General features: G+C 71.6%; 20 protein-coding genes, 1 pseudogene and 1 CRISPR repeat array. Of the genes and pseudogenes, 13 read left to right on the top strand and 8 right to left on the bottom strand.

The window, feature by feature from the left end; genetic code table 11:
* Position 1: 1 nt before the first annotated feature.
* The 5 genes from cas5e to cas3 all read right to left on the bottom strand — a co-directional run bounded on the left by cas5e (position 2) and on the right by cas3 (position 7,862).
* Positions 2 to 856, bottom strand: a complete 855-nt coding sequence (gene cas5e, locus AC2CJA_RS00860; protein ID WP_484600678.1) for a type I-E CRISPR-associated protein Cas5/CasD — start codon at positions 854 to 856, stop codon at positions 2 to 4.
* Positions 853 to 2,004 carry a type I-E CRISPR-associated protein Cas7/Cse4/CasC gene (gene cas7e, locus AC2CJA_RS00855; RefSeq protein ID WP_484600677.1) on the bottom strand — a complete coding sequence of 384 codons (1,152 nt, stop codon included), beginning with the start codon at positions 2,002 to 2,004 and terminating at the stop codon, positions 853 to 855. The genes cas5e and cas7e overlap by 4 nt, the downstream gene beginning before the upstream one ends.
* Positions 2,005 to 2,228: 224 nt before the next feature.
* On the bottom strand, positions 2,229 to 2,867 hold the full coding sequence (casB, locus tag AC2CJA_RS00850; protein ID WP_484600676.1) for a type I-E CRISPR-associated protein Cse2/CasB: 639 nt from the start codon (positions 2,865 to 2,867) through the stop codon (positions 2,229 to 2,231).
* A gap of 5 nt (positions 2,868 to 2,872) precedes the next feature.
* On the bottom strand, positions 2,873 to 4,609 hold the full coding sequence (casA, locus tag AC2CJA_RS00845; RefSeq protein WP_484600690.1) for a type I-E CRISPR-associated protein Cse1/CasA: 1,737 nt from the start codon (positions 4,607 to 4,609) through the stop codon (positions 2,873 to 2,875).
* Positions 4,610 to 4,901: 292 nt separating this feature from the next.
* Positions 4,902 to 7,862, bottom strand: a complete 2,961-nt coding sequence (cas3, locus tag AC2CJA_RS00840; protein ID WP_484600675.1) for a CRISPR-associated helicase Cas3' — start codon at positions 7,860 to 7,862, stop codon at positions 4,902 to 4,904.
* A 150-nt stretch (positions 7,863 to 8,012) separates the two neighbouring features.
* A CRISPR array of direct repeats spans positions 8,013 to 10,666; the repeat unit is 28 nt; unit sequence GTCGGCCCCGCACCCGCGGGGATGGTCC.
* Positions 10,667 to 10,922: 256 nt separating this feature from the next.
* On the opposite strand from cas3, the gene AC2CJA_RS00835 reads away from it, so the two are divergent.
* Both AC2CJA_RS00835 and AC2CJA_RS00830 read left to right on the top strand, forming a co-directional pair.
* Entirely contained in the window at positions 10,923 to 11,216 is a 294-nt protein-coding gene (locus tag AC2CJA_RS00835; protein WP_484600674.1) for a hypothetical protein, read from the top strand.
* 18 nt (positions 11,217 to 11,234) lie between these two features.
* Positions 11,235 to 11,486, top strand: a complete 252-nt coding sequence (locus AC2CJA_RS00830) for a type II toxin-antitoxin system RelE family toxin (RefSeq protein ID WP_484600673.1) — start codon at positions 11,235 to 11,237, stop codon at positions 11,484 to 11,486.
* Positions 11,487 to 11,953: 467 nt separating this feature from the next.
* Here the strand turns inward: AC2CJA_RS00830 and AC2CJA_RS00825 are convergent, their stop codons facing one another.
* Both AC2CJA_RS00825 and AC2CJA_RS00820 read right to left on the bottom strand, forming a co-directional pair.
* Positions 11,954 to 12,268, bottom strand: a complete 315-nt coding sequence (locus tag AC2CJA_RS00825) for a 4a-hydroxytetrahydrobiopterin dehydratase (RefSeq protein WP_484600672.1) — start codon at positions 12,266 to 12,268, stop codon at positions 11,954 to 11,956.
* Positions 12,265 to 13,548 (bottom strand): NsdA family TPR-like regulatory protein, encoded by a 1,284-nt coding sequence (locus AC2CJA_RS00820; protein ID WP_484600671.1) that lies wholly within the window; start codon positions 13,546 to 13,548, stop codon positions 12,265 to 12,267. Before AC2CJA_RS00820 ends, AC2CJA_RS00825 begins: the two co-directional genes overlap by 4 nt.
* Before the next feature lie 158 nt (positions 13,549 to 13,706).
* Between AC2CJA_RS00820 and AC2CJA_RS00815 the strand changes: the two genes are divergently transcribed.
* From AC2CJA_RS00815 to AC2CJA_RS00790, 6 genes are all read left to right on the top strand, one after another.
* Entirely contained in the window at positions 13,707 to 13,958 is a 252-nt protein-coding gene (locus AC2CJA_RS00815) for a hypothetical protein (RefSeq protein WP_484600670.1), read from the top strand.
* Positions 13,955 to 14,389 carry a hypothetical protein gene (locus AC2CJA_RS00810; protein ID WP_484600669.1) on the top strand — a complete coding sequence of 145 codons (435 nt, stop codon included), beginning with the start codon at positions 13,955 to 13,957 and terminating at the stop codon, positions 14,387 to 14,389. The genes AC2CJA_RS00815 and AC2CJA_RS00810 overlap by 4 nt, the downstream gene beginning before the upstream one ends.
* Entirely contained in the window at positions 14,379 to 14,555 is a 177-nt protein-coding gene (locus tag AC2CJA_RS00805; RefSeq protein ID WP_484600668.1) for a hypothetical protein, read from the top strand. Before AC2CJA_RS00810 ends, AC2CJA_RS00805 begins: the two co-directional genes overlap by 11 nt.
* A 61-nt stretch (positions 14,556 to 14,616) precedes the next feature.
* Positions 14,617 to 15,105, top strand: a complete 489-nt coding sequence (locus AC2CJA_RS00800) for a hypothetical protein (protein WP_484600667.1) — start codon at positions 14,617 to 14,619, stop codon at positions 15,103 to 15,105.
* Positions 15,102 to 15,776 (top strand): hypothetical protein, encoded by a 675-nt coding sequence (locus AC2CJA_RS00795; protein WP_484600666.1) that lies wholly within the window; start codon positions 15,102 to 15,104, stop codon positions 15,774 to 15,776. The genes AC2CJA_RS00800 and AC2CJA_RS00795 overlap by 4 nt, the downstream gene beginning before the upstream one ends.
* A gap of 108 nt (positions 15,777 to 15,884) precedes the next feature.
* A complete protein-coding gene (locus AC2CJA_RS00790) occupies positions 15,885 to 16,301 on the top strand; it encodes a roadblock/LC7 domain-containing protein (RefSeq protein WP_484600665.1) in 417 nt (138 codons plus the stop codon).
* A 76-nt stretch (positions 16,302 to 16,377) separates the two neighbouring features.
* Here AC2CJA_RS00790 and AC2CJA_RS00785 read toward each other — a convergent pair whose 3' ends face one another.
* Complete coding sequence (locus AC2CJA_RS00785; RefSeq protein ID WP_484600664.1) at positions 16,378 to 16,806, bottom strand: NsdA family TPR-like regulatory protein; 429 nt, start codon at positions 16,804 to 16,806, stop codon at positions 16,378 to 16,380.
* 87 nt (positions 16,807 to 16,893) lie between these two features.
* Between AC2CJA_RS00785 and AC2CJA_RS00780 the strand changes: the two genes are divergently transcribed.
* From AC2CJA_RS00780 to AC2CJA_RS00760, 5 genes and pseudogenes are all read left to right on the top strand, one after another.
* Positions 16,894 to 17,181, top strand: a complete 288-nt coding sequence (locus AC2CJA_RS00780; protein WP_484600663.1) for a transposase — start codon at positions 16,894 to 16,896, stop codon at positions 17,179 to 17,181.
* A 26-nt stretch (positions 17,182 to 17,207) separates the two neighbouring features.
* On the top strand, positions 17,208 to 17,648 hold the full coding sequence (locus tag AC2CJA_RS00775; RefSeq protein WP_484600662.1) for an IS3 family transposase: 441 nt from the start codon (positions 17,208 to 17,210) through the stop codon (positions 17,646 to 17,648).
* Between the two features lie 85 nt (positions 17,649 to 17,733).
* Positions 17,734 to 18,276: a transposase family protein gene (locus tag AC2CJA_RS00770; RefSeq protein ID WP_484600689.1), complete on the top strand. Its 543-nt coding sequence runs from the start codon at positions 17,734 to 17,736 to the stop codon at positions 18,274 to 18,276.
* Between the two features lie 15 nt (positions 18,277 to 18,291).
* A complete protein-coding gene (locus AC2CJA_RS00765; RefSeq protein WP_484600688.1) occupies positions 18,292 to 18,768 on the top strand; it encodes an IS3 family transposase in 477 nt (158 codons plus the stop codon).
* 241 nt (positions 18,769 to 19,009) lie between these two features.
* Positions 19,010 to 22,067 (top strand): annotated as a pseudogene (locus AC2CJA_RS00760) (Tn3 family transposase).
* Positions 22,068 to 22,122: the final 55 nt, after the last annotated feature.

Raw genomic sequence — 22,122 nt, 5'->3', positions numbered from 1 at the left:
GTCACCAGCCCAGGAGGGCGAAGGGGTCGTGTCCGGTGTCGTCGGCCGCGGGGCCGTCGGTGGTGGTGTCGGTGCGGGGGAAGCCGGTGGGGATGCTCAGCCAGTGGTGTTGGACCCGGCGGCTGGTGAAGGCGCGCGTGTGCGGGTCGAAGGAGACGGGGACGTCGTGTGCGATGTCGTCGCCGTGGGGGTCCTCCACGGTGGCCGAGCGGTCGATGCGGGCGGGGTAGGCCGGTTGGCCGAGGCCGCGTTCGCGGCCCAGGCGGCGGGCGTGGTGCTCGCGGGCCCGTCCGGAGGCCTGCCAGGGCTCTTCGGTGAGGGCCTGTGTCAGGTCGCCGGTGCGCAGTCCCAGGCTGAGGGGCTGGGTGGGCGGGCAGGAGCGGCGGCCCAGGGCCAGGGGGAAGGCGGGGTTTGTGACGGCCTGGTCCAAGGTGGCCAGCAGGTCGGCCGGGCCTGCGACGGCGGCGACGAAGACCGCGTCCTGGAGGTAGTAGCGGGTGGTGACGTGGGTGTGCTTGGCCGGTGAGGTCGGCCTCTGGACGCCCTTGGCGGACACCCCGGCCTGGGGCAGTGGGCGGCCGCGGTAGTCGCTGACGGTGTGGTAGTCGCGCAGCAGGGTGCCGGGCTGGTCGACGCGGACTCCCAGGCGCAGCGGCAGCAGGCTTTCGAGGGGCTGGTCGCGGGTGTGGCCGGCCGCGGCGGCCAGCAGGCCCAGAACACCGGATTTGGTGGGTTCGGGCCGGGTCTCGCGGCGGTTGAAGGCGCTGCGGTCTCCCCAGGACTGCAGGGGGCCGGCCAGGCGGAGCAGGAGCACCGCCTGGCCGTCGCCGGCCGGTGGGGTGGAGGGGGCGGTCACCGGGCGGCCTGCTGGGCGGTGTCGGCGGTCAGGTGGGTGCGCAGCCCGGCCAGGAGCTCGTGGAAGGTGACGGTCTGGCCGAAGGCGTCCTTCAGGAGGCCTGCGGTGTCGCCGGTTTCGGGGCCGAAGGTGTGGCACACGGCGCTGAAGGCCGGGGTGTCGCCCCAGGCGCGGGTGGCGGTGGCGTGTTCGCGGGCCAGGCGGCGGGCGGAGGCCGCGGCGATGCCGGAAGAGGCGGTGACCGGCTCCTCGAAGGCGGAGACGAGGTTGACGGGCTGGTCGGCGCGGGCGACGACGGCGACCAGGCTGGGCAGGGTGCGGTGGGCGAAGGAGTTGCCGTAGCCGGTGGGGGCGGAGCGGGCGAAGGAGGTGACGAACTCGGTGACCGCGGTGGCGGCGGCGTCCCTGTCGCTGAGGTTGTCCATCAGCTGGTGCAGGCCGACGGTGGCGTAGCGGTAGAGGGTGGCGGAGTTGAAACCGATGGTGCCGATCATGCCGGCGCCGGTCTCGTTGTCCTTCCTGGTCTCGTCGTCGACGGCGGTGAAGTAGTCGAACTCCAGCTCCACCGCGTGGGTGGACAGGGCGTGGGCGACCTGGGTGGCGGCGTCGACGTTGAGGGCGGGGATGTCGGCGACCATCCGGCCGAACAGGGCGACGTCCAGGGGGTGGCCGGTGCTGAACCTCTCCCGCACGGGCAGCTTCCCGATCTCCTCGGCCAGCTTCTCGTCCTCCAGGGCGGCGAGCTCGGCCGCGCGGCCGGTGACGAGGTCGGCGACGGCCTGGAGCTGGCGGCGGCCGTAGAAGAACAGGTAGGCGGTGTCGCCCTCCTTCTTCCCGGCGCTGATCTTCAGCGGGGCCAGCAGCGCGGCGGCGAGCCGTGCGGCGGCCTCGGGCTCCAGGTCGGTGGTGTCGGCGATGCGGTCGGCGAGCTTGCCGGCGATCCGCCGGGTGCGGGTGGCCAGGTCCTGCTCGGGGATCCGCTCGGCGAAGTGCAGGCGGGTGGCGCGCTTCCACGCCTGGGAGGAGACCCGGGAGCGGCGGACCCCGCCGAAGAAGGCCTCCTTGGGGTTGCCCTGGTCATCGCGGTTGAGGTTGGCCGGGGGCACGGTCTGCAGGATGTGGACGTCGATGTACAGGCGGGAAGACATGGTGATCTCCGGGTAGGTCGTGGATACGGGTAAGCAGCGGCCCTGGCGGGCCGGCAGGACATGGCTGCGGGCAGGGCGCGGTGCAGCGGGCGCGGGTGCCTGCGGGGCAGTTACGGGAGCAGCGCGGGTTTTTCAGCCGCGTCTGTGCACCGGGTGGGGGCTGGCGCGTGTACCGCCCCGCGTACTGCTCGGCGGCGGGGGCGTCCCCGGCCGCCTCCGGGGGGTCAGGGGGTCTTCGCCTGTCCCTTGCCTGGTGTGGGGCCCCAGGAGTGGTAGGCAAGGCCCCAGGCTCGGCGGACCCGCTGGCGGGCTTCGGGATGGTGCCAGTCCTTGATGTTCCGCAGCAGCAGGGTGTAGTCCAGCGGCTGCCCGACGGTCCGCAACTGGGTGACCAGGGCGCGCAGCCGGTACAGCAGGGCGGGCACGGAGGTGGCGTTCGCCGCGGCGGCCACCCGGCGGTCCACCGCCTCTTCGCTGAAGCGGCCGCTGGTGCGCAGGGCGCGCAGGGCCGCGCCGGCGCCGGTGCCGGGGTGGTGCATGGGCTGTTGCCGACTTTGCTGGTGGAGGCCGAACAGGGACAGCGCGGCGTGCTCGGCCTCCAGGTCGAGGGAGGCATGCCCGTCGGACCAGGTGACGTAGAAGGGCCACAGGGCGGGCACCGTGCCGGCGCCGCGGCCCAGGCCGGAGCGCATGGCGGCCAGGTCCTGCCCGGGAGGCTCCATCGGCAGCCCGGTCCTGGGGTCGGTGCGCCAGGCGCCGTGGGGGGTGACGCGGTCGTCCCAGTAGTAGCGGGCCGGTGCGGTCGGCGCGCTGCCGGGGACGTCCCCGGTGGACGGAGTGCCGGGGGCGGGGTGGGAGGGCATGAGGGTCACCCTTCGGAGGTGAGGCCGCCGGCCTCACCGTCGGTCGGATCCGGGCAGGGGGCGGTGCGGGCGGCCTTGCGTTCGGCGGCCCGGAGGGTGAGGACGTCGTCCAGGCGGCGGCGGAAGCCGCGTTCGGCGGTGCTGAGCCGGTAGGTGTGCTCCTTGCCGCCCTGGGTGACGGTCCGGCCGGTGAAGGTGTCGGGAGCCGCGGTGGACAGCACCTGCTCGGCCACCGCCCACGTCTCGGCCGCGGCTTTGTGTTCCCAGGCCAGCAGGCCGCGCTCGGTGGCGTCGAAGTCCTCACCGACCTGCCGCAGCCCGGCCAGCAGGCGGCGCATGAGCGGGTCGAGGGCGTGCAGCAGGGTGTCTCCGGGCCGCTGCCCCTTGTCCCAGGGGATGGGGTCGCTTCCGGCGGCCCGCCGCAGGTCCGCGGAGAGGTGGTTGACCGCGGTGGCGAGCTTCTCCGCCTGGTCGGCGGCCTCCAGCACACAGCCGTAGAGGATGCCGTCGGTGTCCAGGGCGGTCAGCGGCAGCGGGATCGCGTCGAAGAAGAGGTCTTCGACGACGGCGGACTGGTTGCCGTAGGCGACGCCGGTCAGCTCCACCTGCAGCGGATAGGCGGCCGGCAGCCGCTCGCGTACCTCGCTGAGCTGGCCGAGCAGGACGCTGGTGTGGAACCCGGAGCGGGTCGCGGTCGCGTCGCGCTGCTGCCGGTCCACGGCCAGCAGCGCCTCCAGGCCGCGCCAGGCGGCTTTGCCGGGCTGGTGCCGCCGCGGCCGGGCCACCGCGGCGGCAGTAGTGGTCCGGCCGCTGGTCTTCTTCGCACGAGCCTTGGCCGAGTCGATGATCCACGCGGTGTGGGGCTCGTGGTCGGGGACGGCGGCGAGCCGGTCCCCGGCGGCGACGATCACGCGGGTCACCCGGGGCCCGTCCGGTGTCTGCTCGGGGATGAGCCGGATCCGGCGGGACTGCCAGGTCCACGCATCCAGCAGGCCCCGGCTGGTACGGGTCTGCCAGGCCGGCGTGGCGCACGACAGCATGTCCTCGAGGTCGCCGTCCGCGGACCGGCGGCGCCACTGCGGCAGATCGTCCGACAGCAGCGGCGGCCCGTGAGGGATGTTCAGCAGCAGCGTCTCGTAGACGGTGCGCCCCATGGGCATGACCACCCCCAGCTGCCCCAGCGGGCCGGTGGGATTGCCGGTGGTCTTCCCCTTCTTGGCCTGCGGGTCGCCCACCGCGCCGGTCTTGATCGCGGCGGTGTCCCAGCAGTGGGTGTGCAGCAGCCACCGGGCCGCCTGAGCCGGTGTCAGCGGAGGCGGGTCGCCTTCGGTGCGGGAGGAGAACAGCGGCACGTTGTTGCCGGTGGCCGCCGTGGCCACCAGCAACCCCGAGCCCTTGGTCTCCCCCTTCTGCGTCCGCAGCCCCGCCACCTGCCCGAACGGATCGTCCGCGTCGAACAGATGGAACCGCCCATGGTGCTGATCGCAGTAGGCGGCGAGCTTCTCGCGCTGCTCGGCGGAGAACTCCCCGGCCTGGAACATCGCCGCCCACTGGGCGGCGTCGGACGGCCGGCCCAGGGCGTCCACGACGACCGGCAGCAGCACCTGCCGGAAGACGGCGGGCTTCTGCGTGGGCAGGTCGACCACCAGGTCCTTGAACCGGTGGGCGTCCAGGAGTAGTTCCCGCGCCCCGACTTCGGGCACGGCCCGCCCGTCCCGTGGGCTGTCCGCGCCTGCCTCCACCGCCGGGCTGACACTCAGCCACGGATCGTCGAGAAGGTGAAATAACACAGTGATCCCTCAAATTTCTCTGTTTAAGGGGGAGTTCGCAGTGTGCCAGGTCCCTGTCGCCGGGGAGGGGTAAATGCGAGAATCCCTCTCAGAGCCCGCACCTGTGATAGACAGCGGGGATGGCCCGTTTCTGTGTTTAACGGGACAGATCGGCCCCGCACCCGCGGGGACCCGGGGCGTTGCGGCCCTCTGACGCCGGCGGCAGCGGGCCCTCATAGGGCAGGCCCTGCCGCAACGCCCCCGGTCAGCCCGCCACGTCCTCCTCGACCAGCCCCAGCTCGCCGTCGTAGGACAGGCGCCGGTCGGCCAGGACGCAGCTGCGCTGCTCGTCCAGCACCAGGGCGGGGCTGAAACGCAATCGGGAGTGCCCCAGCCAGCCCGGCAGCGGCCGCAGCTGCCGGCCCACCTCGGGGGTGTAGCGGGGAGGAAGCCGTACCGTACCCCCGAGCACCTCGTCGAGCAGATCCTCGGACACATCCCCGTTCACGCCCAGCGCCCGGCCCGACAGCGTCCGGTACACCCCGCCCTCCCGCGCCACGAGGATCACTTCCGCGCTGGGCTCTCCATCGCGGACCACGGCGTCCAGGTCGCCGTCCCCGCCGGAGCCGGGCAGGCTGACATAGTGCAGCCCGGCCAGTGTCGCCCCTTCCCGGTCACCGCGCCGGGTCAGCAGGTGGCCGGCCGCCCGCTCGGCCCGCTCACGCTGCTCGGTCCTCCACCCGCGGTGGGCCTCCTCCTCGTCCTGCCGCCACGCCGAGGGCACGACCTCGCCGGAGGTGCCGTAGCCGTCGGCGACCAGGGTCGGCACCTGACCGGGGACCCGCCACCCGCCGCTGAGGGCCGCCTGCCGCACCTGCGCCGCGGCGCGCACCAGCAGCCAGCGGCCGTAGACGTACTCCGACGCACCCAGCAGCCGCGGCGGCGGCCCGTCCAGAGCCGCGGCACCGGACCCACCGCCAGGGCCACCTGGGCTCAAGGCCCCGCCGGCGGGGCCGAAGCCGGTGACCACCACCCGCGGTGAGGCGAGCCGCTCGGGGCGGGGCACACCACCGTGCCGGTGCAGACGGCCGACGCGCTGCAGCAGCAGATCGATCGGGGCCAGATCGGTGACCAGCAGATCGGCGTCGATGTCGAACGACTGCTCGGCCAGCTGTGTGGCCACCAGCACCAGCCGCGACGGCCGTCCCTCTCCCCCGCCGCCTTGTGCCGGGGCGCCCAGCAGACGCAGGCACTCCTCGGTGCGGTCCGCCCTGGGGCCCACCGCAAGCCGCCCGTGCAGCAGCCGCACCTGGCCGCCGAACTGCTCACGCAGCCGCCGGTAAAGGCTCTGGGCCCGGCCGACGCTGTTGCGGATGACCAGCGCGCACCCGCCGTCGGCCAGCTCACGCTCCAGCAGCGCGGCGACCTCCCGGTCGGCGGTCTCCTGAGCCGCCCGGCGCTCCTCACGGCTCGCCGACCGGCCGGGAACCGGCTCGGGCAGCAGCTCCACCGCCACCGCGAGGTCGGCGCGCCAGCCGTCGCAGTCGGCGACCGAGAACCGCGCACCACTCCCGTCGGGTGCCGGCCAGGCCGCTGTCACCGACGGATACCCGCCCGGCGCGGGCAACTCCCGCGCGGTGTACTCCTCGCGGGACGCGGCCCCCGCCAGATAGGCGGAGACCAGATCACGGCGCTGGCCGGGCGGCAGCGTCGCCGACAGCAGCACCACCGGCACCCCGGCCTGGCCCAGCCACCGCAGACCCTCCATCAGGAACTGAGACATGTACACGTCCGCGGCGTGTACCTCGTCGAGCACCACGACCTTGCCCGCCAGACCGGCCATCCGCAGCATCACATGCTTGGTCCGGGTCGCCGCGAACAGCAGCTGGTCGATCGTGCCGACCACGAAGGGACACAGCAGCCCCCGCTTGGCCCCCAGAAACCACTGCGCCGGCCCCAGCGCCGCCACCCCGCCGCCACCATCGCCCTGAAGGCCGTACGGGTCGTCGTCCCAGCAGTCGCCGTACTCGTCCACCCCGCCGAACCGGTCCTCGGCCTCGGCACCACCGGCCGAGCCCTCCACCAGCCGGCGCCACTCCCGGTTGAACATCCGCTTGCCGTGCAGCAGAGCCACCTGCGACGCAAGCCCCTCCCCGACCTGGTCCGCCCACTGCCGCACCTGGGAGAACATCGGATCGCTGGTGGCCTGCGTCGGCATCCCCACGAACACCCCGTAGGCACCGAACCGCGCGGCCAGCACCTCGGCCGCCAGCAGAGCGGCCTTCGTCTTCCCCTCCCCCATCGGCGCCTCGACCACCAGCACACCGGGAGCCGTCATCTGCCGGGCCGCCTCGACCACCATCGCCTGCGACGGGCGCGGCACCTGCCCGAACCGCTCCTCGAACGACCCCGGCCCGGGCTCGGCCAGCTTTCCCCAGCCGCCCCGCAGCCCCAGCCTCTCCCAGGCCGCCTCCGCCCGCTCCCGGGCAGCCGGCAACCCCACCCGATCCAGCTCGTCCACCCCGGGGAAGTGCCGCTCGTCGCTGGCGATCCAGTCCGCCATCACCACCAGACCGCTCAGGTGCAGCTGAGCCGCACGCGACGGCACCCGCGCCGGCGCCACCGCCGCCAGCCCGCCGAAGCCCAACTCCCCGGTGAAGCGCTCCACCACCGCCCGCTGCACATCCGGCCAGCGCCCCACCCCGGACAACTGCCCCCGGGCCTTCAACGGCGGCCGTAACCGGTCCTCCCGCGGGAACAGCCCGTGGTGCCCGGCCACCAGCGGCCACACCCACGCCACCTGCTCGTCCCGCCAACCGGCCTCCGCCAACAGCGGACGCAGCACGTGCCCGCCGGCGCAGTCATGCCGCCACCGGTGGTTCGACGCCGTCGGCTCATGCCACCCCAGCCCGGCCGCACGCACCTCATCCGCGCCCTCGGGCCACAGTCGCTGAAACGCCGGCGTGGCCTTCCCGCAATCGTGGACCCCGCACAGCCAGGCGAAGAAAGACCGCCCCCTGCCGTCCCCACCGGCCACCTCATCCAGCAACTCCCGGGTCGACGGCGCCAGGAAGCCGTCCCACATCCGCTCGGCCACCGCCGCGGTATCCAGCAGATGCGACAGCAGAAGGTTCTTCCTCCCACCCGCCTTCTCCGCCGACTTCCCCCACAGCGCTCCCAGCATCCGAACCAGGTCCGGACGCTCCCCCAACACATCTTGACTCACCGTCAAACCCCCATCACGCAATACACTGGCGAGCCACCCTAGACACCACCACTGACAACGCCCCCTCCATCCACTCCTGCACCCGGAGAACCCGAAATCGAACTAATCAAAAACACGCCCTGCCCGGCCTAAAACCCCAGGTCAGGAAGTGTCGGCCCCGCACCCGCGGGGATGTTCCAGCAGCCGGGGCTCGAGGTCGCGCGCGGGGACCGTCGGCCCCGCACCCGCGGGGATGTTCCGCGTCGCCTCCTGGACCGTCAGCGCGCGGGCGAGTCGGCCCCGCACCCGCGGGGATGTTCCGGGCCGCAGGGCGATCGAGTGGACCCGGCACCTGTCGGCCCCGCACCCGCGGGGATGTTCCGGTCTGGCGCAAGCGGTTCGAGCGCGCGTGGGGGTCGGCCCCGCACCCGCGGGGATGTTCCCCGCCCATGAACCCCACCACCACCACCGCCGCCGTCGGCCCCGCACCCGCGGGGATGTTCCCTCCGACCACCTGACGCATCGCGGTGCGCATAGGGTCGGCCCCGCACCCGCGGGGATGTTCCGGGCTGCATGCCCCCCTTCCGGGCGCGCTTCAGGTCGGCCCCGCACCCGCGGGGATGTTCCGCCGTAGGGCGACAGGCGGACCGGCTCGCCGGTGTCGGCCCCGCACCCGCGGGGATGTTCCCCGGGACAGGTCCGGTGTCACACGAGGCGACACGTCGGCCCCGCACCCGCGGGGATGTTCCCGCGCCGAGCCGTACCGCCAGGGCGGTGGCCACGTCGGCCCCGCACCCGCGGGGATGTTCCCGGCATCGTGGTGCTGCTGATCCTCGCGGCCGTGTCGGCCCCGCACCCGCGGGGATGTTCCGGCGGTGAGGACGTGGCGGGTGAGTTCGTCGTGGTCGGCCCCGCACCCGCGGGGATGTTCCGATCCGGCACTCCCGTGGACTGGAGATCACCCGGTCGGCCCCGCACCCGCGGGGATGTTCCCGTACCGGCTGAGGTGTCGTATCCGTCGCAGAAGTCGGCCCCGCACCCGCGGGGATGTTCCTGCGCGACGACCTCGCCGTCATCCTCCGCGCGCGTCGGCCCCGCACCCGCGGGGATGTTCCCTGCGTCCGGCGCGCTGCCGGAGTCTTTCGGAGGTCGGCCCCGCACCCGCGGGGATGTTCCGGGCTTGGGCGGGCGGATGAAGGTCCCGCCCCCGTCGGCCCCGCACCCGCGGGGATGTTCCGACCGCCACCGCCGCGTTCGGCTCGGACACTGCGTCGGCCCCGCACCCGCGGGGATGTTCCGCACCAGCCGACCACGGTCACCGCGTGGCTGCTGTCGGCCCCGCACCCGCGGGGATGTTCCGGTCGAGGGCGTGCTGCCCTTCCGGACCTACGGCGTCGGCCCCGCACCCGCGGGGATGTTCCCACCGGGAACCTGCGCGACACCGTCGCCATCCGGTCGGCCCCGCACCCGCGGGGATGTTCCCCCCAACAGCGCGCTGGCGATCGAGCTGGGTCGGTCGGCCCCGCACCCGCGGGGATGTTCCCACCACCGCGCTCCCGCGCGGTCGGCGCGTGGGGTCGGCCCCGCACCCGCGGGGATGTTCCTCGTAGTTGCTCCACAGCCGCATGGTGATCGGGCGTCGGCCCCGCACCCGCGGGGATGTTCCCCAGATGTTCGGTGACCTCCGGGCACCAACCGAGTCGGCCCCGCACCCGCGGGGATGTTCCCCGCTGGATCTCCCGCTTCGAGCCGACCGCGCTGTCGGCCCCGCACCCGCGGGGATGTTCCCACGCCGCTGTACGGGAACGCGGTCTTGGACTGGTCGGCCCCGCACCCGCGGGGATGTTCCGCTGCTGGTGGCCCTTGGCCCGCTGATCGGGGTGTCGGCCCCGCACCCGCGGGGATGTTCCTGGCCCGTTATCCGTGCCATCGGTCACTGTGAGGTCGGCCCCGCACCCGCGGGGATGTTCCGCGCGGAGGCTGGGCGGAACTCACCATCCGCACGTCGGCCCCGCACCCGCGGGGATGTTCCGACGGTCTGGTTGACGATCGTGATGGCGCCGATGTCGGCCCCGCACCCGCGGGGATGTTCCACTCCGGGCCCCTCTCGCATGTGTGGCGGGGGGGTCGGCCCCGCACCCGCGGGGATGTTCCGGGGCGGACGCGCCCGACCCGTCCAACCGCGTCGTCGGCCCCGCACCCGCGGGGATGTTCCGGGGCCGCCGACGGTGGCCACCTTGGGAAGAAAGTCGGCCCCGCACCCGCGGGGATGTTCCGATCGCCGGCCAGTCCATCCACCTCCAGGATCTGTCGGCCCCGCACCCGCGGGGATGTTCCCACGTCGCCGCCGGACTCCTCGACGGCACCCCGGTCGGCCCCGCACCCGCGGGGATGTTCCCGCCGGGGAGCTGCGCGTCCTGTGCGCCCCGTGGTCGGCCCCGCACCCGCGGGGATGGTCCTCCCTCGCTGTCCTTCAGCGAGGTGCCCCAGTCGTCGGCCCCGCACCCGCGGGGATGGTCCCAGGGCCGTCGCGGCGGTCAGCCGGGTGGTCTGGTCGGCCCCGCACCCGCGGGGATGGTCCGACGACGCTCGCGCGCGCACTGCTCCACCGACGGTCGGCCTCGCACCCGCGGGGATGTTCCTGCCACGAAGAAGTCCGCCACGGCCGTGATGCCGTCGGCCCCGCACCCGCGGGGATGTTCCGACCGAGCGCGGCGCCATCTACGTCGAGGACGGGTCGGCCCCGCACCCGCGGGGATGGTCCGCGGTCCGCGTTCCGGTGGGCGTAGTAGACGAGGTCGGCCCCGCACCCGCGGGGATGGTCCTTCGCATGCCTGAGGGAGGGCTTCGGTGAGGACTGTCGGGAAAAGCTCGTCCTTCGCGCTGCCCCAGGGCGCAGGAGGTGGGGCGTCGAACAGGTGAAGCGGCCTGCGGCGTGCGGTGTACGCCCGGGTGCTGTACGAGCCGGACGGTTGATCGCGCCGCTGGATGTGAGCCCAACCTTGTGTATCCGCCCGGGCTCGCCGCTACGCTGCATAGGCGATACATCCTTCATCGGCGGTGCGATCTTGGGGCAGGGTCATGAGCGGCGAACAGTGGACCATCGAAACCATCAGTGAAGCCCTCGGCGCGCCCTCCCTTGCCCAGCGGTTCCTCTTCGAGATCAACCGGGCGCCGGCTCACGAGCTGTTGACCGTGTTCGCGAAGTGGCAGCGGATCGCCAAGAACATGCAGGTCGCGTTTGCGGAAGCCGACGAGATCACCGCGGCCGAGGCCCGCGGGGAAGAGCCGTCCGGCGTGTGGATCGACGGTGGCGAACGCGTCGAACGCATTCGGCGGGCAACTGATCGAAACCCCACACGCGGGGCTGCCTGACCTGGCAGCATCTACGGGGTGTACAAGCTGCGCTACAGCACTGCCGTCGAGGCTGTCTGGGATGCTCTGCCCGATGAGGCTCGGGAAGAACTCGACGCCGCCATCCTCGGCGTCTGTGAGGATCCCTACACGGCCACGGAGCCCCATAGCGACAGCGAACCCCACCGCCGCGTTCTCACCCTCCGCCACACCGCGGTCGCCTGCGTCGTCATCGACGGCACGCCCGGTGTGCGGCGGATCCGCATTCACAGCATTGAATACCTCGGCTGACCGCGCCCGCTCAGCCTACTCACGTAAGCAGGCTGTCCTCCCGAATTCGAGAGGACCACGACCAGGTCCTTACCGCTGGAGGATGTCAGCGGCCCCGCACCCGCGGGGACGGTTCGCGCGAGGCCACCCGCCGCGGTGACGCCCTGCGCGGGCACACCGTCAACGAGATCGCGTAGAAACGCTTCCGGCAGGCCGGTCTGTCGTCCAACGGCCTGCCGGTCACCGCACAAGGACTGCGCCACGGCGTCACCGGCCTGGCGAAGGCGGGCGCCACCGCAGCGGAGATCGAGGCCGCCGGCCGCTGGACGACCGGCTCGCCGATCCGTCAGCGGGACTACACCCGGCCCATCGGCGAGAAGGCCCGCGACCCGTTCACCCGCGTCCCAGCCGACGGGCTGACCGACCGCACACCTCTCCTGCTGTGACCAGGCAAGTTCATCAACCGGATTGAGCGAGAGCCCGACTGTTCACAGGGGTTTCGCGTCGTGGGATGCGGCGATCTGGTCGATCCGCCGGGCCAGGTCGAAGTCGGCCCCGGTGAGCCGGTTACCGGCGTCGTGTGTGGTGATCGCGAACCGGACCCGGTCCCAGCGCAGATCGATGTCCGCGTGGTGGCCGATCAGTCGTTCCACATCGGCGACGTGCACGATCATCGCGACTCCACCGTGGTACCGGATCCCGAACGTGCGGGTGATCTCATCCTCCTCGCGGTTCCAGCCGGGCAGTTCGCGCAGCCGTTCGGAGACCTCTTCGTCGGTCAGCGGCTTCGGAGTCTGCGTCACAGGATTCCCTTCTCTGCCACCGATGCCAGGGCCTCGGCCAGATCCTGGCCTGCCGAGGCATCGTGCCACGGCCTCATCACCTGCTCCAGACCCTTCAGCTCCCGCAACATCCGCACCGATCCGGTGTCCACCGCGATCTGCGCCGCCTCCCTGGCGATCTCCACAGCCTGCTCCGGTTCCCCGGCTGTTGCGGCGGCGGTCGCGTGCCTGGCCAGGTACACGCCCCGGTCTCGGCGCGCTGTCTCCGGCACTCCGGTCAGGACCTGCTCCCACAGGCGTCCGGCTTCGGAGCCGAGTCCGAGGCGCCCGTAGCAGGTGGCGCGCTGCACCTCCAGGTAGTTCGGTGTGCGGCGGCAGGCGTTTCCCCACGGCAGGTCGTCATCGACTCGGCCGAGGAGACTCGCGGCCTGGTCGATGAGCCTGTCCACCGCGCTGCGGTCCGCGGTCAGGGACGCGCCGTGGGCCTGCTGCTGCATGGCCATCACACGCACCTTCGGCGCCAGACGCCCGGTGTCCTCCAGCGCGGCCTCGCACAGGTCGACCACGCCGTGTCCGTCACCGAGGTCGGTGCGGACCTGGGCCTGGTTGACCAGTGAGTAGCCGATCAGGTGGGGGTCGCGGGACCGCAGCGCGATCTCCTGCGTTATCCCCCGCCAGAACGTGGCCGCGCCCAGATCGCCGGCGTCCTGGTAGAGCCAGCCCACCAGCGCGGCGTACGCGGCGCCGACGCGCAGCAGACCCCGGCGGGTCTCGCCCTTGGCGATGCGCACCAACCGGTCGATCAGCTGGTACTGCGCGGAGACCGTACCGATCAGATCGTGCGGGCCCAGCAGCATGTCCGCTCGATAGTGGCCTTCCAACTGCTCCTGGAAGTAGGTGATGAGCGCGGGATCAACATGGCGGGGCGGGATGGGCCCGGGGGCCAGAGCTGCTGCGGTCACCGACACGAACGCGCGGCGCTTCACCTCTGCCTCCGCGGCCGTGTTCTTGCCTTGTTCGGCGCGCACCCAGCCAGCAGGGGCTTCGAAGCCGAGACCCTCCGGCCACAGACCGAACGCGGCGTGCAGCGCGATCGCGTAGTCCTCGCGCGGCCAGCCCGGCCGTGTTGATTCCCATCGTCGCCAGGTGCGGGGCGACACCTCAAAGTGCATGTCATCCAGAGCCTTACGTCCCGCTGCGGACACTTCCCTGGCGGCTGCTTCTCCCGAGCGCCAGCCTTTCTTCAGACGGGCTGCCCGCAGGATGTCGTTGCCAGCCACCTGTGCAGTGTGAGATGCCATCGGCGCTGCTCCCGGATATGGCCGCGAAGTGGCCGCTAAGTGGCCACGCTCCGGCCTAGGTCGGCCTGTGTGAGCAGGCACATCATCCCTCTGTGAGCTACGGACGTACACCGAACGCCACAAGGACGTCACGTTCAGCGAATGCGCTGAGTGTGCCTGTGGTCGACGCTGCCCCTTCGACCGGCCTGGTCGACCTCAAGCCGCTGCCCATCCGCCCGGCTCCAGTCGACACAGGCACCATCGAGGCCACCGTCACCCGGGCCATGGCCTCTCGCAGTGGGCCGCCCCGCTACGACAAACCGGTGGTACTCGCGGCCTACCTGCGCAGCCGGCCGCGACTGCTGCTCCTTGCCCCTGACTGCCAGTGGCTGCCACGGCACCTCGCCCCCGGAGGGAGGTCGGCGCGGTGACCGCTCCCACCGAACAGGCCGCCCACACCACCCCGCTCGTTCGGCCGGGGGTGTGGTGCGAGGCGGTCAGCACCTTCACGGGCCTTCCGAAGACGGCCACGCGCCGGGACGGGTACGCGGCGCTGAGCCCGGAGGCGGCGGTCCGGTGGATCCGGGCCGGGGTGCGCACCGTGGCCTGCGTGCTCGGCCCGCACCAGGCCGGATACGTGCTGGACCACTGGGTGGACGGACCCGGCTCGGCGCGGGCATGCGCCCGTCTGCGCCGGGGCGAACCCTGCTCACTGACCCTCTACCCGGGCATCCAGCACCTGACCTGGCAGGCCCGCCCGGTGCTCTTCCTGCGCCTGGCGGAGGTCAACGGCCGCCCCCCATGCGGCCGTCGTTACCGGCCGCGACTGCTGCTGACCGGGAGGGCCGACCATGCCCGCTGACGCACCCCGGACGCCCGACGGGGCGAAGACCGGGCAGCCCGGCCGACTGGGCTGCGCGTGCCTGACCGTCAAGGCCAACCCCGGCGCTCTCGCCGTGGTCATCGGCCTTCTCGCTTTCGCTGCCTGGCAGTTGTGGCCGCTGGTCGCTCTCGCCCTCGGCCGGTAGCGCTCACCCCACCCAATCCGGAACAACTCCTGTACCACCCGATCGAGAGGCACCACGACCCGTGAACCCGACCCCGACCCTGACGCACACCGCCGCGGACCTGTCGGATCTGATCCTCGGCCCCCTGGAGCTGGGGTGGCTGCGGCCCACCGGCCGCGTCCCGGACGTGTTGCTGGCCTGGGAGCACGGGGCGCTGGGTGAGGCGCCGGCCGGGCTCGCCTGGGACGTGGTACGCCTGCCCACCGGCACCGCGCACGAGACGGTGCGGCAGTTGCGCGCGGCCCGCGTACCGCTGGGGCCGGTCCTGGCCACTCCGCTCGGGGTGGACTTCCTCCTCACGCCCGGCTCGGCGGACGGCTGGCACGCCTCCGGCAGCGCCCGCCTGCCCGACCGCACGCTGGTGCCGCTGCCGCACCCGGACTACACCGACCCCCGCCACCTGGGAGGCCGGTCCTGGATCGTGCGCCCCACCGGCGGGACGCTGACCGACGGGCCCGCCCTGCGCGACGCCTACACCGCCGCCCGCGCGGCGGAGGAGGCCGCCCGGTGAGCGGAGCCCGCACGGCACCCGACGCCGGCCGCCCCGCGCGCCGCGCCGGGCGGATGAGCGTGGTGCCCTACATCGCCGCCTGGTCCGGCGAGCCGATGGTCCACCCCCGGCCCGTCCGGATCGCCTTCGGCGGCGGCCGCCTCGGCTTCCCCGGCGAAGACGCCACCTCCTACGCCCACGACTGGCGCGGCACGCTGTGGGCCCGGCAGTTCCCCGCCCCGGGGAAGGGCGAACCCCGGTACGAGACGGTCCATGTGCAGCGGCAGCGCCGCGCCATGCTCGACCTGCTGTGCCAGGTCTGCGGCACGACCACGGTGACCGGCGCGATCGGCGAGCGGTTTCTGTTCCTGCTCCGGGACGTGGGCCGCCCGATCCTCGAAGGCGAACGCACCACGGCACCGCCGGTGTGCGTGCCCTGCGCCCACATCGCCGTACGCGAGTGCCCCCACCTGGTCCAAGGGCACGTCGCCGCGTGGGTGCGCGACGCCGTCCCGTGGGGCGTGGCCGGCATCGTCCACCACCCCTACTTCGTCCGGCCTCTCCCCTGCGAGGGGCTGGTGGACGTCTCCTACGACGCCCCCGCACTCGCCTGGACCCTCGCCTACCGGCAGGTCGTGGCCCTGCACGGCTGCACCCCCGTGAACCTCGCCGAACTCACCGACCCCGACTGAAAGGGCGACTGTCCAACCGGCGGACCATCGCCCCACACCGCCCGGTCAGCGGCCTCACCGCCGCCGCATGAGCCCCCTCTCGCCCCTACCGCCAGGAGAACACCGAGCATGTTCCCCACCCCCGCACGCTTCCGTCTGGACGGCTTCGACTGGGCCCTCCAGGGCCTCGTGGAGCGTGTCCCCCACACCCGCGGCGCGGTTCTGCTGTCGTCCGACGGTTTGGCGAAGTCGTGGTTCGGCCTGGACAAGGACGCCGCCGACCGTCTGGCGGCTCTGGCCTCCGGCCTGTCCGGGCTGGCCGACGGCGCCGCGCGGCTCCTGGCGCCCAACACGGCCGAGGAGTTGTCCCTGAACGTGGTGGTGATCGACCTCGGTGCCGTCGCGCTGCTGGTGTGCGCGGGCGTGGAGGGCAGCCGCCTGGTGGTCACCGCCGACCGGGAGGCCGACCACGGCGAGGTCGGCTTCGAGATGGCCAAGCTCGCCGGCAGCCTCCACGACCACATCACCACCCCTGCGCGAGGGTAAGGACACAGCACTCGGCCCCTGCCCAATCCGGGCGGGGGCCTTGCGTGTTCACCGGGCGGAGCCTGGGACAGCGGGGTCAGTTGGGGGAGGGATGGGCCTGTGTGCATGTGGCCAGGCGGTCCTTGAGGCCCTGGACGGTGGCGGTGTCCGGTAGGTGCTGGAGGCGGGCGTGGATGTTGCCGATGGCGTCGTTGATACGGACGGAGTGCACGCCGTCCGCGCAGTCGGCGAACGAGGTCCAGGTGGCGAGGGCTTGTGCGGTGGAGCCTTGCTTGAGCTGGACGTGGCCGAGGTCGGCCAGGACGATGGCGCGGGTGCGGCGGCGGTCCAGGCCGTGGATGTCGAGGGCGAGGTGAAGGTGTTCTTCGGCTGCGGCCAGGTCGCCGAGGGTGGCGTGGATCATGCCGGATTCGTGGGCCCAGCGGCCGTGGCTGTAGTGGGAGGCCCATGAGGCGCCGGGCCGGGGCGGGGCGTGTTCGATGGCGGCCTGGGCGGCGGTGAGCATCCGAGTGGCGGTGGTGCTGAGGGGCCCCGAAGATCCCGGACAGGGACCCAATAGGGTTGTCCTGTAAGGAATCGAGGGAAGAATCAAGTGACACGTTCGAGTCCGTACTCGCCGGAGTTCCGTGAAGAAGCGGTTAATCTGACGTTGAAATCCAGCAAGCCCATCGCCCATGTGGCCCGGGAAATCGGCATGAACCCCGAGACGCTCCGCACCTGGGTGCGCCAGCACGAGCGCGAACATGGACAGCCGGACGGACCGCTGCCGGTAGACGAGCGTGCCGAGCTGAAGGAACTGCGACGCCGGAACCGAGAACTTGAGCAGGAAAACTCCTTCCTGAAAAAAGCCGCAGCGTACTTCGCGAGGGATCCCCGGTAGCGAGCAAGTACGAGTTCATCGATTCGATGCGGCTCGACAACGCGGAGTGCGCTTACTCCGTCGAGTTCATGTGCAGACAACTCGGCGTGTCCAAGTCCGGCTACTACGACTGGCGAAACCGGCCCGATTCCGCGACCACCCAGCGGCGCGGGAAACTGCGGCTGCTCACCAAGAAGGCATTCGACATGTCCGACGGCACCTACGGACACCGCCGCATCCACGCCCAGCTGCTGCGCTGGGGCGTCGCCGCCGACCCGGAGCTGATCCGCCGGCTGATGCGCGAGCTGGGCCTGGTGCCCTGCCAGCCGCGGCCGAAGCGGTGGGCGCTGACCCGGGCGGCGCCGGGCCCGGTGCCGGACCTCGTCGGGCGCGACTTCACCGCCGACGCGCCTGGTGAAAAGCTCGTCGGTGAACGCTTCTCATCCTGTGGTTCGTGGGTGATGGCGGCTGGTGGTCGGGGGCCGTAACGCGGCAGGGCTCCTGGTCGTTGCGGCTGGTGATCTCACTCGCCAACGTCTCGACACAGGAGCCCTGTTGGTCCCGTATCGTGCCATGCTCGACGTCCCGCACGAGGTCGTGGAGCACGTTTCCTGGCTCATCTACGCCCGAAGGTGTGAGCTGAACTCCCGCTGGCGCAGGCTGGGCTGCTTCCGGCAAGCCCTGCTGGTCCTGGTGCACCTGCGCAAGAACGAGACCCTGGCCCAGGCCGCAGCAGGGTTCGGCGTCTCCACCGCCACCGCTGGCCGGTATGTGAGTGAAACGGTCGACCTCCTCGCCGAGCGTGCCCCGAGTCTGCACGAGGCCCTGCGCGAGCTGCCGCCGGAGGGGTTCGTCATCCTCGACGGCACGCTGATCACTACCGACCGCATCGCGGCGGACGAGCCGTACTACTCGCAGAAGCACCGCCGCCACGACCTGCCCGAGCACTACCAGCAGTACAACCGGGACCACGCCCGGCTGCGCGCTCCGGGCGAACGCGCCTTCGCCCGCCTCAAGCAATGGCGGATCCTCCGCAAGGCCCGGTGCAGCACCAACCGCATCGGTCGCACGGTCGCCGCCGTTCACGCCATCGAGATCGCCTGGCGCTCAGGATGAGAAGCGTTCGGTGACATCACTTACATTCCGACCGGTGAGGGGTGGCTCTATCTGGCGACCGTTATCGACTGCTGCACCAAGGAGATCATCGGCTACGCCATGGACGACCACTACCAGACACCGCTGATATCCCGGGCGATCCGGAACGCGGCCCGCAACAGGAAGCTCGCAAAGGGCGCGATATTTCACTCCGATCGCGGCAGCAACTACATGTTGACTGAGTACGGGAAGGCCCTCGGGAGACTCGGGTTGCGGCGCTCGGCCGGCCGGACCGGGATCTGTTTTGACAACGCCATGGCCGAATCATTCTTCGGCGCCTTGAAGAACGAACGTGTGTCACGCGTGACGTATCACACTCGCGAGGAGGCCCGGCGGGACGTTATTCGGTATATCGAGTTCTGGTACAATCGCAGGCGTCTTCACTCGGCGATCGGTTATCGTCCGCCACGAGAAGCGCACGCCGAGCATGAACGACTCCGCCTCGCCGCATGAAATAACCGGCTAAATTACCTGTCCGGAAAACGCGAGGCCCCTCAGGCCACCCAGCCGCTGCCGGAGCGGACCACGGTGAACCCGGTCGGCTCGGCGTGCTCGGTCACCCAGTTCAGGGGGTTGAGGAACATCCATGTCAGATCGTGCGCTAAGCCCTCGTGGCTTCGATTGACGCTTTGACCTGGGCTGATCGTACGGCGCAGCCTTCGCGGGTCGATGTTGTCGATCTTCGGAGGACCTGGTGGCGGTCGAGTTCCTGTCGGATCAGCAGGCAGCCCAGTACGCGGCGTTCAACGGAGCGCCATCACGTGCGGAGTTGGAGCGGTACTTCTTCCTGGATGACTCGGATCTTGAGAAAGTGCAGGCCAAACGGCGTTCGCACAATCGGCTCGGCTTCGCGGTCCAGCTGACGAGCGTGCGCTACTTGGGCCGGTTCATGCCGGACCCGCGGCAGGTTCCGGGGGAGGTGGCCGAGTACCTGGCCGAGCAGTTGGGCATTGCGGATCCGTCGTGTCTCAAGGAGTACGGCGAGCGGGACGGGACGGCTCGTACGCACGCCGGGGAGATCCAGGAGGCCGGAGGCTGGCGTGACTTCGCTGAGGTGCGGGACGAGCTGAGTGTGTGGCTCGACGCGCGGGCCTGGACGACCGGGGACGGGCCGAAGTCGTTGTTCGACGCGGCGGCCGGGTGGCTGCGCGAGCGCCGGGTGCTGTTGCCCGGGGCGAGTCGCCTGGCCCGGTTGGTGGGCTCGGTTCGGGAGGCGGCGAACAACCGGCTATGGGACACGCTGTACGGCCTGCTGAGCATCGGCCAGCGGGCGGTGCTGGACTCGCTGTTGTCCGTTCCGCCGGGTGCCCGGATTTCGGAGCTGGACCGGTTGCGCCGGGGGCCGGTGCGGATCTCCGGGCCCCAGATGAAGTGGGCGCTGGAGCGGGCGCAGGAGATCGCAGCCTTCGGGATGGGGGAGGTGGATGTGTCCGCGATACCGCCGCGGCGGCTGGCGGAGCTGTCCCGGTACGGCATCGATGGCAAGGCGTCGCTGCTCAAGCGGCACGGTGACTCCCGGCGCCTGGCCACGCTGCTGGCCACGGCGGTCTACCTGACGTCCCGGGCAGTCGATGACGCCCTGGACCTGCTGGAGGTGCTGATCTCGACGAAGCTGCTGGCCAGGGCGGAGCGGGAGACGGCGAAGGAGAAGCTGAAGACCCTGCCGCGGGTGGAGCGGGCGTCGGCGAAGCTGGCCGCCGCGTTCCAGATCGTGTTCGACAGCACCAGTGAGCAGGTCGACACGGACACCGGGGAGATCACCCCGCCCGAGGTGGAGACGCTGGAGGCGATGTGGGAGCGGATCGAGCAGGTGGTGCCCCGGCACGAGCTGGCGGCGGCGATCGCCGCGCTGTTCGAGCTGACGCCACCGCTCGACTCGGACGCGGACGCGGCATGGCGGACCCAACTGGTCACCCGGTTCAGCACCGTGCGGCCGTTCCTGAAGCTCCTGGTGACGGTGGTCGACCTCGACGCTACCCCGGAGGGCCAGCCGGTCCTGAAGGCACTGAAGTCGCTGCCGGACCTGATGGGTCGCAAGAAGGTCGGGCCCGCCGAGATCGACACCAGTCTGCTCGCGGGCTCCTGGCGGCGTCTGGTGCTGTCCGCGCCGCACCTGGAGCCGGGCACGGTGGACTGGAAGGCGTACGCGTTCTGCGTGCTGGAGCAGATGCACCGGATGCTGCGTCGGCGGGAGGTGTTCGCGAAGAACTCCTCCAAGTGGGGCGATCCCCGCGCGAAGCTGCTGGACGGGGATGCGTGGGAGCAGGCCAAGCCGACCGTGCTCGCCTCGCTCGGTCTGCCCGCCGGGGCGGGTGAGTACCTGGCAGCGCGGGCCGCGCTGTTGGACGGCACCTACCGGGAGGTCGCCGCACGGGTGCCGGCGAACTCCCAGATCGTGTTCGACGACGACGGCCGCCTGCACTTCGCCGCCCTGGAGCCGGAGCCCGAACCTGCCTCCCTGCGGCAGCTGCGGGAGGCGGTGGAGGCGATGCTGCCCCGTGTCGACCTGCCGGAGGTGCTGCTGGAGGTGTTCTCGTGGACCGGGGCCGACCAGGCGTTCACGTCGGTCACCGGCGGCGAGGCCCGGCTGAAGGACCTGCACGTGACGATCGCCGCGCTCTTGGTCGCGCACAGCTGCAACGTCGGCTACACCCCGGTCATCGGGGCCGCGGACGCGCTGAAGTACGGGCGGCTGTCCCATGTCGACCAGACGTACCTACGGCTGGCGACTTACCGGGCGGCGAACGCCACGCTGATCGACTGCCAGGCGTCGATCCCGCTCGCGCAGGCGTGGGGCGGCGGCCTGGTCGCCTCGGTGGACGGTATGCGGTTCGTCGTGCCCGTGCCGTCGGTGTACGCCCGGCCGAACCCGAAGTACTTCGGGCGCCGGGGCCGGGGCGACCTGGCTGAACATGATCAACGACCAGGCGGCGGGGCTGGGCGGGAAGGTGGTGGCCGGCACCCCGCGCGACTCGCTGTACGTGCTGGACGTCCTCTACGACCGCGACGGCGGCAAACGCCCCGAGATGATCGTCACCGACACCGCTTCTTACAGCGACATTGTCTTCGGGCTGCTCACGCTCGCTGGGTTCGCGTACGCGCCGCAGCTCGCTGACCTGCCGGATCAGAAGATGTGGCGCATCGACCGCACGGCCGACTACGGCGCCTTCCAGGACGCGGCCCGTGGCCGGGTAGACCTCGCCAGGATCGAACGGCACTGGGAGGACATCCTGCGGATCATCGGCTCCATCCACACCGGCGCCGTGCGCGCGTACGACGTGATCCGGATGCTGTCCCGCGACGGCCGCCCTACCCCGCTCGGCGACGCGATCGCCCACTACGGGCGGATCTCCAAGTCCCTCCACATCCTGCGTCTGGCCGACGAGCCCGGCTATCGCCGCCAGATCAAGAGCCAGGCCAACCTCCAGGAGGGCCGCCATTCCCTCGCCCGGAAGATCTTCCATGGCCGGTCCGGGCAGCTCTACCAGCGCTACCAGGATGGTATGGAAGACCAGATCGGCGCCCTGGGCCTGGTCCTCAACGCCTTGGTGCTGTTCAACACCCGGTACATGGACGCCGCAGTGAACCAGCTGCGTGCGGACGGCTTCGAGGTCCGTGACGAGGACGTGGCCCGCCTCTCACCGTTTGTACGGCATCACATCAACATGCTCGGCCGGTACTCCTTCCAACTCCCTGATCTGCCTGGCGGCCTGCGACCCCTGCGTGACCCGGGCACTCCTGACGAGGAATGACCGTGTGGACATCGCTGCGTCCTGCTAACGTCTTCGACATGAAGCGCGCCGCTAT

It is taken from the genome of Streptomyces sp. ATLC9 (assembly GCF_057196705.1).
The sequence above is the reverse complement of the archived record's forward strand: the minus strand, read 5'-3'. Positions and strand labels throughout refer to the sequence as shown.